A 16,223-nucleotide genomic window follows, 5' to 3' on the forward strand; every position below is an offset into this window, starting at 1 on the left:
AATGGCAGCAGTACTTGAAGTAACTAACCTATGCAAGACTTATATCGTCAATAAAGGTCAGAATAATGTTCTGCGGAATATAAATTTCACGCTTCATGCAGGAGAGTTCGTGTCTGTCATGGGGCCGTCCGGTTCGGGCAAGTCTACGCTGCTCTATACCGTCAGCGGGATGGACCGGCTTACTGCGGGTGAGGTGGTTTTTGACGGAGAGAGTCTCTCGCGGCTCTCGGAGAAGGGCATGGCTGAACTGCGGCTGCACAAAATGGGCTTCATCTTCCAACAGATGCATATGCTGAGCAATCTCTCCGTTTATGATAATATTATTCTATCAGGCTATCAGTCGCTGAGCGGCAAGGGAAGCGGACAAGGACGCAGCCGCAGCGAGGTGAATCAATATGCCGATGAGCTGATGCGGAAGCTGAACATTATGGAGACGGCGGGCCATGACATTACAGAGGTGTCCGGCGGACAGCTGCAGCGGGCCTGCATCTGCCGGGCGCTCATCAACAAGCCGGCAATGCTGTTCGCCGATGAGCCGACAGGTGCGCTCAATTCCAAAGCTGCACAGGAAGTCATGTCCGAGCTCTGCCGGATCAACCGGGAAGGAACAACGCTGATGGTGGTTACACATGATGTGAAGGTAGCCGCGCAGAGTGATAAGGTGCTGTATATGGTGGATGGCAATATTCAGGGCGAGCATGTGCTGGGCAAATATATGCCGGAACAAGGCCCGAGGGAACGCGAACGCAGCCTGACCGGCTGGCTGATGGAGATGGGCTGGTAGGAAGCTGCAAGCAGCAGGAGGAGAGAGGCGTGGCGGACATTCTGATCATTGAGGATAATGCGGAGCTGGCAGAGGTGATGAAGGATTTTTTGCAGGTGGAAGGATATTCTGTATGCAGTATGGCCTCTGCGGAAGAGGGCTTGGCTTACTTGGAGACGAGTGCAGTCAAGCTGCTGCTGCTCGATATTATGCTGCCGGGGCTGGACGGCTTCGCCGTATGCAGAATCGCCAGGGAGAAGTACAATTTGCCGATTCTGATCATGAGCGCACGCCACGGGGATGAGAGCAAGATTATCGGACTTGAGCTGGGAGCAGACGACTACCTGGAGAAGCCCTTCTCGGCTCCGCTGCTGACGGCCAAGGTCAAGGCGCATCTGCGGCGGAGCTATGAGATGAACGAGAACAAGCTGCTGCTGACCGATGGCGAACTTACAGTGAACCAGACTGCAAGATCAGTGTATAGAAGCGGCCAGCCGCTCGGGATGACGGCCAAAGAGTACGAGCTTCTGGTGCTGCTTATGAGCAACAAAGGCAAGGCGCTGCGCAAAGAGTGGTTGTTCCAGCAGGTGTGGGGAGCAGACAGCTTCAGTGAGCCGTCCACACTGACCGTACATATGAACAAGCTGCGGGACAAAATCGAGCAGAACCCCAAAGAGCCCAGACGCATCGTCACCGTCTGGGGAGTGGGATATAAATATGAAGGCATTTAACAGGCTGATGCTCTGGACATTACTTCTCGGTCTGACGTTCATAGCGGCTCTGAATGGATATGTATCCTACAGGGAGACAGGGGCAGGGACACCCGGGAAGGCTTATAGGATAGAGATAGGCCGGATCTATGACCAGGTGCAGCGTGGTATTCCTATGGAGGAACTGCTGCCGGATGTGAACCGGTACACCTACGTGAACGGCTTAAGCTGGATCGGGAAGGAAGCGGGACCGGATGTGGTTCAGCGCTTTTTTGCCGGTATCGGGGTGGAGGACGCAAGTGAATTCATGGTCAAGCCCTTGTATGCGGACCAGCAAAGCACAGGATATCTAAGGTTCTCTTACCGGATGCCCGGGCCGGATGTACATACGCTTCTGGTGTTGAATCTGTTCCTGCTGGCGGCGCTTGGCGCGGTTATGGTGCTGCTGTTCTACATCCGCAAGCAGATTCTGCGGCCGTTCCATACGCTGCAGGAGCTTCCCTACGAGTTATCCCGGGGACAGCTTAACATAGGCATGAAGGAGCACCGGAGCCGGTTCTTCGGCCGGTTCGTCTGGGGGCTGGACCTGCTGCGGCAGACACTCGATGCCCAGAGAGAGACGAATCTCCGCCTGGAAAAAGACCGCCAGACGCTGGTCGCGTCCCTCTCGCATGAGCTCAAAACCCCAGTTGCCACGATCAGGCTTTACGCCAGCGCCCTTGCGGATAGCCTCTATGACAGTGAAGTCAAGCGGCAATCGGCTGCCCGGATGATTGGTCAGCAAGCAGAGCAAATGGAGCAGCTGATCGGCGGGATCATCACTGCTTCCGTTTCTTCTTTGCAGAATATAGAGGTGGTTCCGGGAGAGTTCTATCTGAGCGGGCTGGTCGGCAAGGTCATCCGTAACCATAAGGAGCGGCTGGAGCTGCTGAAGGTGGAGCTTGAAGTAGGTGCTTATCAGGACAAGCTGCTGCTTGGGGACGAAGAACGGCTGCATGAGGTGCTCAATAATCTCATAGAGAATGCCATTAAGTATGGAGACGGCAAGTCTATCTCTATTACCTTCCGTGAGGAGGATTACCGCCAGCTGATTGAGATCGGGAATTCCGGAGAGCCACTACTCCTGAGCGAGCTGCCCCACATCTTCACCAGCTTCTGGCGCGGGTCCAATACGGACGGCAAGCCGGGCAACGGCCTCGGACTCTTCATCTGCAAGCAGCTGCTGCAGAAGATGGGCGGCGATATTTACGCGGAGCCGATGGAGCGGGGAATGCGGTTTGTGCTGGTGCTGCGGTATTAAGGTGAGATACATACATGGAGGGAAGCGTAGTGGATAAGCTGAATGAGTTAAATGAGCCAAATGTGCTGAATGAGCTGTTGGAGCTGCCGCCTGAGGATTTTGCTGCAGTTTATAATTTTTATGCCGGTAAAAAGCATCAACTTCCCGCCGTATCCGTCCTGCTGGAGCACTATCCCGGGCGGGTATTTGCTGATCATATGGAAGCGCCGGCCCTGGCTGTGGTATGGGCTACGGGGAGATGGATGTATGCTGCCGGAGATATCAGTAGTGAGCATAACCGCCTGAAGCTAATGACCTTTTTGCAGACGGTAGTCGTACCTGATTGCCAGCAGAGGCAAGAGAACGGGTTCGAGATCTATACGGAAGATAGTGATTCATGGACGGAACTACTTACGCTTGAGATTGCCGGGCTGAGCGTAGACAGACATATGGAGTCGGTCTATGAATTCAATAGCGAACGATTTATTCAGCTGAGAAACAGGCGTGCTGCTATCCCCTTGGAGGGAGATCTATCTGTCACCTATGAGGAATTTCCTGTTCTCGCCTTACCGGAGCATTATAGGTCTGCAAGAGAGGACAGATTCGTTGGGCTGACAGCCTCTGGTGCTGTAGTGAAGGTTAGGGATAAGGTAGTCTCCATCTGCAAAAATAACGGCTTCGGCGTGAATAACAGGTACTTCATTGATGTAGATACTTATGCAGAATCCGAGCGCGGGAAGGGCTATGCTACGCTCGCCGCTGCATCGTTAATTAGTTACTATCTCGATCAGGGAATGCTGCCCTTATGGGAAACAACGCATGAGAATACGGCTTCCCATAAGCTCGCGCTTAGGCTCGGCTTCGAGCCGGTGGAGAGTTATCCGGTGTTTGCTTTTGTCATATAAGGCTAGTACCTTTTATCGTAGAGGAGTGGTATTAATGAAGAGGTTAGCAATCCTTACAGTCGGTAAAACGCATAGCGGGAAGACCACCTTTGCCAGAGAATTAGAGCAGTGCTTGCCTGAGTCGGTTATTATTGACCGGGATGACCTTGCGTAATTCATCAATACTCATTACGAAAGTCTCCTGCCCAAGCAGGGGGCGAATACGCTTAAGGACGCTCTTACCCGAACGTTAGTGGATTATGCCGTTCATGAGTCGGAGCAGCACATCATCATGTGTAACAATAACTCCAATAGGGAAGGCCGGCTGCGAATGCTGGATTGGTTTCACCAGAAGGGATTGGTTACAGTGCTGGTACATTTCAATCTGCCCGATGAGCTGCTGTATTCGCGTATAGCGAGTAGTGAACGAAGTACTGCTATCCTTAGAAAATCAAAAAGCTTCGATGTAGTGCTGACCCGGCAAATCGCGGATTCACAAAAGGGGCTGGCGCAGCAGCCAACAGAGAGTGAGTCGGAGCATCTGTTTGTAATCAACGACAGCGATGAAGTACCCGGTACGATTCAGAAGATCGTCCAGATCGCAGGCGGGAAGTGAAGTCCTCCCTACCAACTGGACCTGACCGCCCAAACCCTTCATAATAAGAAGAGTTGTGAACGGTTCCATACAAACTCATAAACGGAGGTTCATAGGATGAAATACCGCGAGCTGGGAAATACAGGTCTGTCTGTCAGTGAGGTCAGCTTTGGCACTTGGGCGATTGGCGGGGATTGGGGCAGCAGTAAGGATGAGGACGGGCTGAGAGGCTTGCAGGCGGCGATGGAGCAGGGCGTGAATTTCTTCGATACGGCAGATGTCTATGGCGGCGGCCATGCGGAGGAGCTGCTCGCCAAGGCGACCCGGGGGAAGCAGGATGAGATACATATCGCCACGAAGTTCTGCCGCGCCGGTGATATACATGACCCGGAGAATTACTCCGCGCGCCGGATCAGTGAATACTGTGAGCAGAGCCTGCGCCGTCTGGAGCGGGAAGCGATTGATCTGTATCAGATTCACTGTCCGCCGATGGAGATTCTGCGTGATGGGAGTGTATTCACGGCGCTGGACCAATTGAAGGCCGAGGGTAAAATCCGTCACTACGGCGTCAGCGTTGAGACTATAGAGGAGGGCTTGCTCTGTTTGGAGTATCCTGGCGTTGCAGCGCTTCAGGTGATCTTCAATCTGTTCCGGCAGCAGCCGGCACAGGAGTTATTGCCGCAGGCTGCGTCCAAGGGTGCAGGCATTCTGGTGCGTCTGCCGCTGGCCAGCGGTCTGTTGACCGGCAAATTCACGACGTCCAGTACCTTCCAGGAGAATGATCACCGGAAATTCAATGCGAACGGGGAGCAGTTCAATGTGGGCGAGACCTTTGCCGGGCTGCCTTTTGGTAAGGGTGTAGAGCTGGCGCAGAAGCTGGATTGGATAGCTGAAGGACGCGGCAATATGGCACGGGCCTCTATGCGTTGGATTCTAGACCATCCGGCAGTCAGCTGTGTGATTCCGGGCTTCAAGAATGAGGCTCAGGTGAATGATAATCTGGCCACACTGGATGTACCCTCCTTCAGCCCAGGGGATATGGAGCGCCTGGCTGCCTTTTACCAGTCAGAGGTGGTTCCGCATATCCGTGGAGAGGTGTAGCGGTACTCTATGAATATAACTGTCGGACTGCTCGCCCATGTAGATGCCGGGAAGACAACCTTCGCCGAGCAGCTGCTCTACCATACCGAAGCCATCCGCAGCAGGGGGCGTGTGGACCATCAGGATACGTTCCTGGACACCCATGAGATTGAAAAAGCACGCGGGATCACCGTCTTCGCCGATCAGGCGGAGTTCACCTATAAGGATGCCCGATATTTCCTGCTGGATACGCCGGGCCATGTCGATTTCTCCCCGGAGATGGAGCGCTGTCTGCAAGTGCTGGACTATGCAGTGGTGATTCTCAGCGCGGTGGAGGGCGTAGAGAGCCATACCGAAACGCTCTGGCAGCTGCTGCGCCAGCACCGGATTCCGACCCTGTTCTTCATTAACAAAACCGACCGTGCAGGCAGCGACCCTGAGCGCGTCCTGGAAGAGATCCGGCAGCTGCTTAGCGGCGATGCCTTGCTGTTGACGGAGCAGCCGGAAGCTGCGTGGACCGAGGAGATGAAATCGTTCCTTGCCGAACGCGAAGAGACGCTGCTGGAACCCTATCTTGAAGGCACGCTTACGGACGGCGATTACCGCAGTGCGCTGAAGACTATGGTGAAGCGCGGAGAGATTTTTCCGTGTATGCACGGCTCTGCACTGCTGGACCAGGGTGTGGGTGAATTTCTGGAGGTTCTGGATGCGCTCAAGTTCACGGAGTACGATCATACGCTGCCTTTTGCCGGGAGGGTCTACAAGATCCGCCACGATGCCAGAGGTACCCGCATTACCTACATCAAAGCGCTGCAGGGCGTTCTGAAGAACCGCGAGAGCTTGGCTTATGGCCCTGAAGCGGAACAAACTTCCGAACGGATTACCGGAATCCGCAAGTATAACGGTACTGCTTATAGCGCTTCTGACTGGGCTGCCGCCGGGGAGCTGTTCGCCGTTGTCGGCCTAAGCTCCGTGCTACCCGGTGCGGGAGTGGGCGCACTTCAGGACGCGCAGGGCAGCGGACTTATACCCACCTTGAAATCCAAGGTGCTCTTCAAGCCGCCCGTGCACCTGAAGGAGCTGATGCATGCTTTCGGACAGCTCGGCGTGGAAGATCCGTCACTGAATGTAAGCTGGGATGAAGATCTCCAGGAGCTGCATATCCATGTGATGGGCGGGATACAGCTTGAGATTCTGGAGCAGATCGTGGCGGAGCGGTTCCGGCTTAAGATCTCGTTCGGCCCGCCGGAGATTCTCTACAAGGAGACCATTGCCGGTAGGGTCTATGGCTGCGGGCATTTCGAGCCGCTGGGCCACTACGCCGAGGTTCATCTGATGCTTGAGGGAGGGGGACGCGGGAGCGGGATCACGTTCATGAACCGCTGCCACCCGGATGATCTCGCGGCAGGCTACCAGCATCAGATTGAGCAGCATCTGCTGGAGAGCGGCCATCACGGCCTGCTGACCGGTTCCCCGCTGACAGATCTGAAGATCACCTTGCTGACGGGAAAGGCGCATAATAAGCACACGAGCGGCGGTGATTTCCGGGAAGCGGCTTACCGCGCCTTACGCCAGGGGCTGGAGCAGGCAGAGAATCTGCTGCTGGAGCCGGTCTACGATCTGAAGATCCGGATAGATCCGGACGATGTGGGAAAGGTTATGAGTGATATTCAGCAAGCCGGCGGCCGCTTCAATCCCCCGGATATTACACCGTCCAAGGCCGTAATTACCGGCACAGTTCCGGCGGAAAGCTTCATGAATTACGGGGTAAGACTGGCGGCGATGACGCAGGGTAAGGGAGCGATGTCGCTCAGAGTGGCCGGATATGAGCCCTGCCACCAGACTGGGGCGGTGGTGGAGCAGCGGAATTATAATAAAAATGCAGACCCGGCCTACTCCTCGGCGTCTATTTTTTGCGCCAAGGGTGAGGGATATGCTGTGCCCTGGGAAGAGGCCGGACAGCATATGCATATTCAAGCAGCAAGCAGGAACGGGTACACGGTTCTTAAGAGAGCAGTACCGTTTCAGCGTGACGTAGAAGGAAAGGTGCAGACTAACAATGAGTAATGTAATAGATAAGGTAGCTTGGATCCATGTTGTGGACGGCAAGGTGCTGGGCGCGCGTTCCACAGGCAAGGATACCTATTATTTCCCCGGCGGTAAGCGGGAGCCCGGTGAGAGTGATGCCGAGACTCTGATCCGCGAGATTGAAGAGGAGCTGTCGGTTCAGATCCTGCCGGAGACGATTGCAGCGTTCGGAAGCTTCGAGGCTCCGGCCCATGGTAAAGCGGAAGGCGTCCTCGTCCGGATGACCTGCCTGACCGCAGAGTTCACAGGCGAGCTTGCCCCGGCTTCGGAGATTGAGGAGCTGGCCTGGTTAACCTATAAGGACATAGACCGGGTATCGGCGGTCAGTGTCATCATCATGGACAAGCTGCGGGAGATGAATCTTATCTCCTAAGAGTCCGGTGTGCAATCATCTTGTGCCGAAAAGTCTATGCAAGCCCGTTTTGAGCCGGAATCCGGCCTGAAACGGGCTTGTTGTCTCTTCAGCAGGTCGATGCAGGCGGCGCGGCTAGCAGACTTTTACCGAATAGGACATATGTCCTTTTCCAATCCGGCGAACTGGCTTTTAATAAGTACAGAGAAGCAAAAAGAGGAGAGAGACAGATGAGAGGGATCATATTCGCATTTTTGGCCGGGGCCTGCATTACGCTTCAGGGGGTAGCCAATGCCAGAATCAGCCAGGATATCGGCACGTGGCAGGCGGCAACCATTACCCAGCTTACCGGATTCATTATGGCGTTAGCGATAGCGCTGGTGGTACGGGACGGCAAAAAGCACGGCTTCCGCAAGGTACATCCGCTATACATCAGCGGCGGCGGTCTGGCCGCCTTCGTGATTTTCAGTGAGGTAACGGCGATTCAGAACATCGGGGTTACGCTTACGATCTCGGCGCTGCTGATTGCCCAGCTCTGCCTTACCTTTATCATTGATATCAGGGGCTGGTTCGGAGTCGTCCGGCAGAAGATGAAGGTGCCGCAATTTATCGGCATCGGGATGATGATTCTCGGAGTAGTTGTACTGAAGTTCTAAACGAAGGGAGCAAGAGATATGTTAGCAGGATTAGTACTTGCACTGATCGCGGGCGCGCTGGTCAGTTTACAGAATATTTTTAACACTAAAGTCAATGAGCATACAGGCTCTTGGTCGACAACAACACTGGTACTGGGCATGGGCTTCGCCGCCTCCCTCGTCATGGGGCTGATTATGGAAGGGAAGAATATGTTCACGCTGCAGCACATGCAGCCCTGGTACTGGTTAAGTGGAATGATCGGCGTGGGGGTCGTAATCTGCCTGGTCCAGGCCACCAGAATCCTTGGCGCCACCTATGCCATTTCAATTGTACTAACTGCCCAGCTCGGCTTCGCCTTGCTCTGGGATTCACTGGGCTGGCTGGGCCTGGCGAAGGTTCCATTCTCGTTCAACCAGCTAATCGGCGTGCTGATCATTGTCGGCGGCATCCTGGTCTTCAAGCTGGGCGGCACAAGCAATGCCAAAGAGCCCGCCGGTACCCCAGGTTCCGGCAAGCCGCAGGGGGCACTGCATACGGATTAACGGAAGCATTTGCATTAACGGACAAGAGCGTGCACCGCAGGAATGCGGATGGCACGCTTTTTTATGTGTGTGGAAAACCGAATACAATGGTGGGTGCTGGGGTGCGTGGGCCGAATGTATGCGGAAAACCGAATTCATTGGTGGCTGTGAGGGCGCATGGGCCGAATGTATGCGGAAAACCGAATACATCGGTGGTTGCGAGGGCGCGTGGGCCGAATGTATGCGGAAAACCGAATACATTCGAAAGCTACTACTGCTGCGCGGGCATAAACTAGCCAAAAGTAGTGAATCAGGTGCAGAAGTGCACCTGAATTCGCCAGACAAACCCAAAAGCGGCAAATGAGGTGCAGAAGTGCACCTGAATTCGCCAGACACACCCAAAAGTGGCAAATGAGGTGCAGAAGTGCGCCTGAATTCGCCAGACACATCTAAAAGTGGAAAATGAGGTGCAATAGTGCACCTGATTTCGCCAGACAAACCCAAAAGCGGCAAATGAGGTGCAGAAGTGCGCCTGAATTCGCCAGACGCACCCAAAAGTAGTGAATCAGGTGCAGAAGTGCACCTGAATTCGCCAGACAAACCCAAAAGCGGCAAATGAGGTGCAGAAGTGCACCCGAATTCCTAGGAGGCAGCCATACAAGTTTGTGTACACCTCAAATAACTGGCGAACGGAGAAGCCAGGCTCTGCCGGCCACTCTCAACCCTGTCCGAGTGAAGCGACCCTTCTGCCTGCCAGTGCGTGCTGCCAGCGCTGGTAAGTCTCCCAGGCCTGGCCGTTGTCCAGCAGAGGCTTGCAGGTATAGACGCCTTCCTCGATAGAATTCACACGCCCGGCGGCATGCAGTCTGGCAGCGGCGTTAAGCAGCGTCTGGTTATAGTAGGCCATATGTCCGCCGCCTTGCAGGACCTCCTCTGCCGTACGCAGTTGCCGGAGAGCCGTCCATTCCTGCTCCACAGGTACGGGAACCTCCAGGCCAAGCGACTCGGGGTCTATGATATCCAGCTCCGCCGCACCATCCTGAATCCGGTATACGCGGTTCGGCCGGTCAATGTACAGATCCTCCGAGCCTTCCACACCCTGCACCACCAGCCCCCGCTGATAGCCGAGCTTCACAATGAGCCGGGAGATCCGGTCGAATACCGTATTATGGAATATCCCGAATACAATAAACGGCGAACAGGAATAGTCGATCAGCTTCTCAGCCGTATTGAAAATCGTCCGCATCCCAATGTCCTCCCGGAGTCTGCGAAGCTCCCCCAGCGGCGGGCACCACTGCTCCGACTTCACGAACAGAACCCCGCCGGCTTCGGCGGCATGAACCGCGTCGCTGCGGCTCAGTCCAGCTACATCCACTCCGCTGGCCTGGATAATATCCTGAAGCGTAATGCCCCATTTAGGCGGCAATCCCGCTGAACCATGCAGGGTAACCGGCAGACCTGCGGCCGATAGCAGAAAGGCCGTGGGGAAGGTGGCGATGAAGGAATGTACCCTGCCGTCATACGGACCGGCGCAGTCGATTCCCTGGTGAACAGGCTCACGGAAGGCGTATTTACGGCAGACTGCCACAAAAGCCTCCAGCTCCTCCAGGCTCTCCAGCTTCATGCGTTCTGCGATCAGGAACGCGCCGATCTGCACCGGCGAAGCGGCCCGGGTGAGTATGGCTTCCGCTGCATATTCGGCTTCCCCGTAGCTTAAATCCTTCGCACCGCGTTTGCCGCGGGCAACTTCCTTGAGAATATTAATCATATGGTGTTCTCCTTAAGTTTGATCCTGCAGCATCTGGTAGACCTTGACGATGGAGGTTGCTACATCCACGATCCGTTTACGTTCATTCATCGCCTGCTTGCGCAGCAGGTCATAGGCTTCGGATTCGCTGATATTCTTGGCCTTGGACAGAATGCCCTTGGCCATATCGATCCATTTACGTTCTTCAATCCGGGAGAGCAGCTGCTCCCGTTCCTTCAGCCATTGCTTGCGCTCGAAGCATTGCCTGGCACTGAAATGCAGCGTCCAGTGAATCTCCGGCGGCTTCATAGCAGGGGATAGAATGCCGTCCACCATAATATCGTCGCCGCAGGCAGAGACGGAGAGGTTAGCGGTATGCGGGGTACACCACCAGATTACTGGCGCAAGCTTATGCTGCACCAGCAGGGTTCTCCAAGGGCTGATATCCGTCACCGGAAGATTGAGGATGAAGGCATCGGCGTCACCGATGAACGGAGCCGCTTGCTCCGGTGACGCTGCAGTTCCTACTACATAGCCGCAAGAGCTTAAGATGTGATCAGGCCCTTCAGAGGAGCGCGCTTCTGCGGGATTCTCTGTTCCAGCAGGTTCTATTACGAGCAGGGAATGCATGGGGGACGACGCTCCTTTTACAGTAAGAATAGAGACATCATGAATAGTTGCTGACAATCCAATTACAGGAATGATTATGTTATATTATATAACACGAATTCAGCATTCTTGTCGATGAATTAAATTAATTAAATTTTATATGTCATAATTATTGACGTATCACAGACGGCTGTAGTATAGTCGTTTTAACAAATTCAACAATTCACGAATACAACGATGTATTCGGCTGAAGCGGCAATGGCGCCTGCTCTCACTTATATCGCTTACGGGAAATGTATCTTTTCCGGGCGGAGTGAAGCGGGCTATTTCTGTTGTGCACCTGGAGAGGAGAGAGATACAGATGACAGTGAAGCGTAAAAAACTGATAGTAGTCGGCAATGGGATGGCGGGGGTCAGAGCCATAGAGCATCTGCTCAAATTGGCGCCGGAGGCTTATGAGATTACGATCTTTGGCACCGAACCTTATCCCAACTATAACCGGATCATGCTGTCTTCCGTGCTGGCAGGCGGAGCAAGCCTGGACGAAATCGTAATTAATGATCTCGAATGGTACCGCAGCTTCAATATTACCTTATACACAGGACACACAGTGACTTCTATTAATACTACTGCACGTACAGTCTATACGGATAAAGGAGTTACCGCCGCGTATGACGAGCTGATTCTGGCGACCGGCTCCAATCCCTTCATGCTGCCGATCCCCGGAACGGAGAAGGAGGGCGTCATTGCCTTCCGTGACATCAAGGACACACAAATTATGCAGGACGTCTCGCAAAAATACAGCAAAGCCCTTGTCATCGGCGGCGGCTTGCTCGGACTTGAGGCGGCCAGAGGGCTGCTGCATCTGGGGATGGACGTCTCGGTGGTTCACATCCACGAGTATATTATGGAGCGTCAGTTAGACGAAGCCGCTTCCCGGATGCTGCGGGGAGAGCTGGAAGCTCAGGGCATGAAGTTCCTGCTGAAGAAGCAGTCAGAAGCCATTCTCGGCAAAAAAAGAGTCAAAGGCCTGCTGTTCGCAGACGGAGAGATGGCGGAGGCCGATCTGATCGTGATGGCGGTCGGGATCAAGCCGAATGTTATGCTTGCCCGCAGCAGCGGGATTGAGGTGAACCGGGGCATCGTGGTGAACGATTATATGGAGACCAGCCTGCCCGGCATTTATGCCGTCGGGGAATGTGCAGAGCATCGCGGCATTGCCTACGGTCTGGTAGCACCGCTCTATGAGCAAGGCGCTGTGCTGGCCAAAAGACTGGCAGGCGCTCCCACAGAGGGCTACGCCGGTTCGGTGACCTCAACCAAGCTGAAGGTATCCGGCGTCGATGTTTTCTCGGCGGGACAGTATATTGAACAGCCCGGTACGAAGGCGCTACGCTTCCAGGATGAGACGGAGGGAATCTACAAGAAGCTGGTCATCCAGGATGATAAGCTGATTGGTGCCGTGCTGTTCGGCGATACCAATGACGGTGCGCAGCTCTTCTCGATGATTAAGAAGGGCGAGAATATCAAGGGGCGAGAGAAGGAGTTGCTGCTTGGCATTCCAGCCGATGCGCTAGCTTCGCCCAAGGGCAACCGGCTGGAAGGGATGCCGGATGATGAGATCATCTGCGGCTGCAACGGAGTAACGAAGGGAACCATTGCCGAAGCGATTACCGCCGGAGGCTGCACCAGTGTCGGCCAGATCAAAGCCTGCACCAAAGCATCTGCCTCCTGCGGGGGCTGCAAGCCATTGGTAGAGGGACTGCTCCAGCTCTATGCCGGAGAGGCGGCCGTTACGGTCAAGGAGGGGATTTGCGGCTGCACGACGCTCGGACGGGATGAGATTGTCGCTGAGATCAAGCGGATGAAGCTGACCACGGTGAAGGAAGTCATGCATGTATTGTCCTGGAACAACGAGGAAGGCTGCCCGAAATGCCGCCCGTCACTGAACTATTACCTGGGTATGCTCTGGCCGGAGGAATATGTGGACGAGAATGAATCCAGATATACGAATGAGCGCTACCATGCCAATATCCAGAAGGATGGAACTTATTCAGTGGTACCGAGAATCTACGGCGGGGTAACTTCTCCGGCGGAGCTGATCAAGATAGCGGAGGTCGCGGTGAAATACGATGTGCCCCTGGTCAAGTTCACCGGCGGGCAACGCCTGGATCTGCTGGGCGTGAAGAAGGAGGATCTGCCGAAGATGTGGGAGGAGCTGGATATGCCTTCCGGCCATGCCTACGGCAAGACGCTGCGCACCGTGAAGACCTGCGTAGGCTCTACCTTCTGCCGGTTCGGGACCCAGGATGCGCTGGGGATGGGGATTCGGCTGGAGAAGGCTTTTGAACGGCTGAATGCTCCGGGGAAGGTGAAGCTGGCTGTATCCGGGTGTCCGCGCAACTGTGCGGAAGCGACAATTAAGGACTTCGGGGTGGTGGCGATAGACGGCGGCTGGGAGCTGCATGTCGGCGGCAACGGCGGCGTACATGTCCGGGCGACCGATCTGCTCTGCGTGGTGAAGACCGATGATGAGGTCCTGGAATGGGCAAGTGCGTTCCTGCAGTATTACCGCGAGCAAGCCGGATGGAATGAACGGACTGCACAGTGGATCGAGCGCGTGGGTCTGGACAGCATCAAGCAGGCGCTGGAATCCCCGGAGGAACGGGCGTCGCTGGTGGAGAGAATTCAGAAAACGCTCAGCCTGACTACCGATCCATGGAAGCAGATTGTAAATACGCCGGAGCTGCGAAAGAATTTCGAAGCGATCTCGTTACCCGAGACGGTCTAAGGAGGAACCGAAATGACAATGACCAAACTGCTAATCGGCAATCTGAATGAAGTAGATATCAAAGGATCACGTAAATTGCGGGTAGGCGATACCGAGATTGCCTTGTTCCGGCTAAGCAGCGGAGAGGTGCTGGCGGTGGAGAACCGTTGTCCGCACAAGGGCGGGCAGCTCTCGGAGGGCATGGTCTGCGGTTCCAAGGTGCACTGCCCGCTCCATGACTGGCGGATCGAGCTGCATACGGGTGAGGTGCAGGCCCCCGATACGGGACATGTGACCACCTACGAGGTGGAAGTCGATCACGCCACAGGCAGCTTGTACTTAACGATCTGATTCATTCACACAGGTACACGTATAAAGGGGGATTCATAATGGACTATGTCAAACCAGGCGAAGTGCTAGGCTCCATGATTGAAGCGGGAAAAACCAAAGCAGAGCTGGGCATCATGCAGCTCATTGTCCGCGGCGGTCTCGGCGGTGCCATTCTGGCCTGTGCAACTACACTGGCCTTCACCGCAGCGGCACAGACCAAGATCCCTATGGTGGGCGCGATTCTTTTTCCGGTAGGCTTCGTGATGATTATTCTCCTCGGGCTGGAGCTTGTCACCGGCAGCTTCGCCTTGATTCCGCTGGCCGTGCTGGAGAAGCAGACCACCGTCAGGCGCATGCTGGGGAACTATTTCTGGGTCATTCTCGGGCATTTGATCGGGTGTGCCATCTATGCCGCCTTATATGGGCTGACGATCACGAAGATGGGCACTGATCTGTCGAACCCCATGGTACAGACGCTGATTACGGCAAGTGAAGGGAAGACGACGGCTTATCAGAGCCTGGGGGCAGAGGGACTGGGGTTGGCCTTTATCAAGGCGATGCTCTGTAACTGGATGGTTACGCTGGGCGCGGTGATGGCGATGACGTCGAAATCCACTTCCGGCAAAATCCTCGCCATGTGGCTCCCCATCCTGACCTTCTTCGGCCAGGGCTTCGAGCACACGGTTGTCAATTTCTTCGTCATTCCGGCGGGGATGATGCTTGGAGCGAATGTGACTATGGCGGACTGGTGGATCTGGAACGGCATTCCGGTGCTGCTGGGCAACTTCGCCGGAGGACTGTTGTTCACGGGCCTGTTATTCTACTTGTCGCAAAAAAGCAGCAAACCCGGCGCAACTACGGCAGCAGAGCTTCTGGGACGCGGAGAAACGGGGCTCCCGGGCACACCTGTCCTGGAGAAAAGCCTATGAAGCAGGGCAGCATATCCATTGTAGGTGCAGGTCCGGGTGATCCCGAGCTGATTACATTGAAGGCGCTGCGGCGCATTCAATGTGCCGATGTGATTCTGTACGACCGGCTGGTGAATGAGGACCTGTTGGACTATGCCAGGGGTGATGCCGTACGCATCTACTGCGGCAAAGCGCCGGGCCTGCATTCGATGCCGCAAGAGGCGACAGAGCGGCTGATGATCCGCCATGCCGCAGCCGGAAGCCATGTAGTCCGGCTAAAGGGCGGCGACCCGTTCGTGTTCGGCAGGGGCGGGGAAGAAGCGTTGTCCGCAGCCGCAGCCGGTATTCCCTATGAGGTGATTCCGGGAATCACCTCGGCGGTGGGTGCAGCCGCTTCTGCGGGCATTCCGCTGACCCATCGCGGTGTGGCGGCTTCCTTCGCCATCGTGACCGGCAGCCGCTGCCAGACCCAGGATTCGCCGCTGCGCTGGGATGCGCTGGCTCATGGTGTAGATACACTTGTGATTTATATGGGCGTAAGCAAGCTGGGGGAGATCTGCAAGGAACTGCTGGTACACGGCAAAGATTCACAGACCCCGGTTGCATTAATAGAGAACGGAACAACGGTGCGCGAACGGATCGTGACCGGCACGCTTGGCAATATAGACAAGGTCGCCGCCGCGATGAAGATCAGCAATCCGGCCATGATCATTATCGGCGAGGTAGTCCAGGTCAGAGCGGAGCTGCTGAATCTGGAGGAAGTCGTACGTTCGCAGATTGGGTGAAGCAGCATAGGCAGGTGTTGACATCTCCGGGCCGTGGGCCGGGTTATGGCAGCGCCTGTTTCTGTGTTATATTCAGGGAGGCGAATTTATCGATGATGTGGCATGCTGCACTGAAAGTCATATTTTCACATTCACAGTGACTGCTGTCACACGGGTCTGCGCAGAT

15 protein-coding genes and 1 pseudogene are annotated in these 16,223 nt (G+C 55.2%); 14 read left to right on the forward strand and 2 right to left on the reverse strand.

Annotation, left to right across the window (positions count from 1 at the left end; all coding sequences use genetic code 11):
• The first annotated feature begins 1 nt into the window (after position 1).
• The 10 genes and pseudogenes from MKZ07_RS06155 (at position 2) to MKZ07_RS06200 (ending at position 8,929) form a co-directional block, all read left to right on the forward strand.
• Positions 2 to 784, forward strand: coding sequence for an ABC transporter ATP-binding protein (locus tag MKZ07_RS06155; RefSeq protein ID WP_036693974.1), 783 nt, complete (start codon positions 2 to 4; stop codon positions 782 to 784).
• A gap of 29 nt (positions 785 to 813) precedes the next feature.
• Entirely contained in the window at positions 814 to 1,494 is a 681-nt protein-coding gene (locus MKZ07_RS06160) for a response regulator transcription factor (protein ID WP_036693973.1), read from the forward strand.
• Positions 1,481 to 2,773 carry a sensor histidine kinase gene (locus MKZ07_RS06165; RefSeq protein ID WP_051493363.1) on the forward strand — a complete coding sequence of 431 codons (1,293 nt, stop codon included), beginning with the start codon at positions 1,481 to 1,483 and terminating at the stop codon, positions 2,771 to 2,773. Before MKZ07_RS06160 ends, MKZ07_RS06165 begins: the two co-directional genes overlap by 14 nt.
• 29 nt (positions 2,774 to 2,802) lie before the next feature.
• Positions 2,803 to 3,657, forward strand: a complete 855-nt coding sequence (locus MKZ07_RS06170) for a GNAT family N-acetyltransferase (RefSeq protein ID WP_341025115.1) — start codon at positions 2,803 to 2,805, stop codon at positions 3,655 to 3,657.
• Between the two features lie 34 nt (positions 3,658 to 3,691).
• Positions 3,692 to 4,252, forward strand: a pseudogene (locus tag MKZ07_RS06175) (AAA family ATPase).
• Between the two features lie 96 nt (positions 4,253 to 4,348).
• On the forward strand, positions 4,349 to 5,332 hold the full coding sequence (locus MKZ07_RS06180) for an aldo/keto reductase (protein WP_341025118.1): 984 nt from the start codon (positions 4,349 to 4,351) through the stop codon (positions 5,330 to 5,332).
• 9 nt (positions 5,333 to 5,341) lie between these two features.
• On the forward strand, positions 5,342 to 7,378 hold the full coding sequence (locus MKZ07_RS06185) for a translation factor GTPase family protein (protein ID WP_341025121.1): 2,037 nt from the start codon (positions 5,342 to 5,344) through the stop codon (positions 7,376 to 7,378).
• Positions 7,371 to 7,772: an NUDIX hydrolase gene (locus MKZ07_RS06190; protein WP_341025124.1), complete on the forward strand. Its 402-nt coding sequence runs from the start codon at positions 7,371 to 7,373 to the stop codon at positions 7,770 to 7,772. The genes MKZ07_RS06185 and MKZ07_RS06190 overlap by 8 nt, the downstream gene beginning before the upstream one ends.
• Before the next feature lie 209 nt (positions 7,773 to 7,981).
• A complete protein-coding gene (locus MKZ07_RS06195; RefSeq protein ID WP_341025126.1) occupies positions 7,982 to 8,407 on the forward strand; it encodes a DMT family transporter in 426 nt (141 codons plus the stop codon).
• Between the two features lie 18 nt (positions 8,408 to 8,425).
• Positions 8,426 to 8,929 (forward strand): DMT family transporter, encoded by a 504-nt coding sequence (locus MKZ07_RS06200; protein WP_341025128.1) that lies wholly within the window; start codon positions 8,426 to 8,428, stop codon positions 8,927 to 8,929.
• A gap of 697 nt (positions 8,930 to 9,626) precedes the next feature.
• On the opposite strand, the gene MKZ07_RS06205 is transcribed toward MKZ07_RS06200, so the two are convergent.
• Positions 9,627 to 10,676 (reverse strand): anthranilate phosphoribosyltransferase, encoded by a 1,050-nt coding sequence (locus MKZ07_RS06205; RefSeq protein WP_036693964.1) that lies wholly within the window; start codon positions 10,674 to 10,676, stop codon positions 9,627 to 9,629.
• A gap of 12 nt (positions 10,677 to 10,688) precedes the next feature.
• The gene (locus MKZ07_RS06210) at positions 10,689 to 11,285 is read right to left on the reverse strand and encodes an ANTAR domain-containing response regulator (RefSeq protein WP_036693962.1); all 597 of its coding nucleotides are present in this window, start codon (positions 11,283 to 11,285) and stop codon (positions 10,689 to 10,691) included.
• Between the two features lie 340 nt (positions 11,286 to 11,625).
• On the opposite strand from MKZ07_RS06210, the gene nirB reads away from it, so the two are divergent.
• From nirB to cobA, 4 genes are read left to right on the forward strand one after another with little or no spacing between them, the layout of a single operon-like run.
• Positions 11,626 to 14,055, forward strand: coding sequence for a nitrite reductase large subunit NirB (gene nirB, locus MKZ07_RS06215; RefSeq protein ID WP_341025131.1), 2,430 nt, complete (start codon positions 11,626 to 11,628; stop codon positions 14,053 to 14,055).
• 18 nt (positions 14,056 to 14,073) lie between these two features.
• The gene (nirD, locus tag MKZ07_RS06220; RefSeq protein ID WP_036694211.1) at positions 14,074 to 14,385 is read left to right on the forward strand and encodes a nitrite reductase small subunit NirD; all 312 of its coding nucleotides are present in this window, start codon (positions 14,074 to 14,076) and stop codon (positions 14,383 to 14,385) included.
• Between the two features lie 38 nt (positions 14,386 to 14,423).
• Entirely contained in the window at positions 14,424 to 15,293 is an 870-nt protein-coding gene (locus MKZ07_RS06225; protein WP_036693956.1) for a formate/nitrite transporter family protein, read from the forward strand.
• Positions 15,290 to 16,057 carry a uroporphyrinogen-III C-methyltransferase gene (cobA, locus tag MKZ07_RS06230; RefSeq protein WP_036693954.1) on the forward strand — a complete coding sequence of 256 codons (768 nt, stop codon included), beginning with the start codon at positions 15,290 to 15,292 and terminating at the stop codon, positions 16,055 to 16,057. The genes MKZ07_RS06225 and cobA overlap by 4 nt, the downstream gene beginning before the upstream one ends.
• Positions 16,058 to 16,223: the final 166 nt, after the last annotated feature.

The sequence above is a fragment of the Paenibacillus sp. FSL P4-0338 genome (genome assembly GCF_038002365.1).
Classification (GTDB): domain Bacteria; phylum Bacillota; class Bacilli; order Paenibacillales; family Paenibacillaceae; genus Paenibacillus_AQ.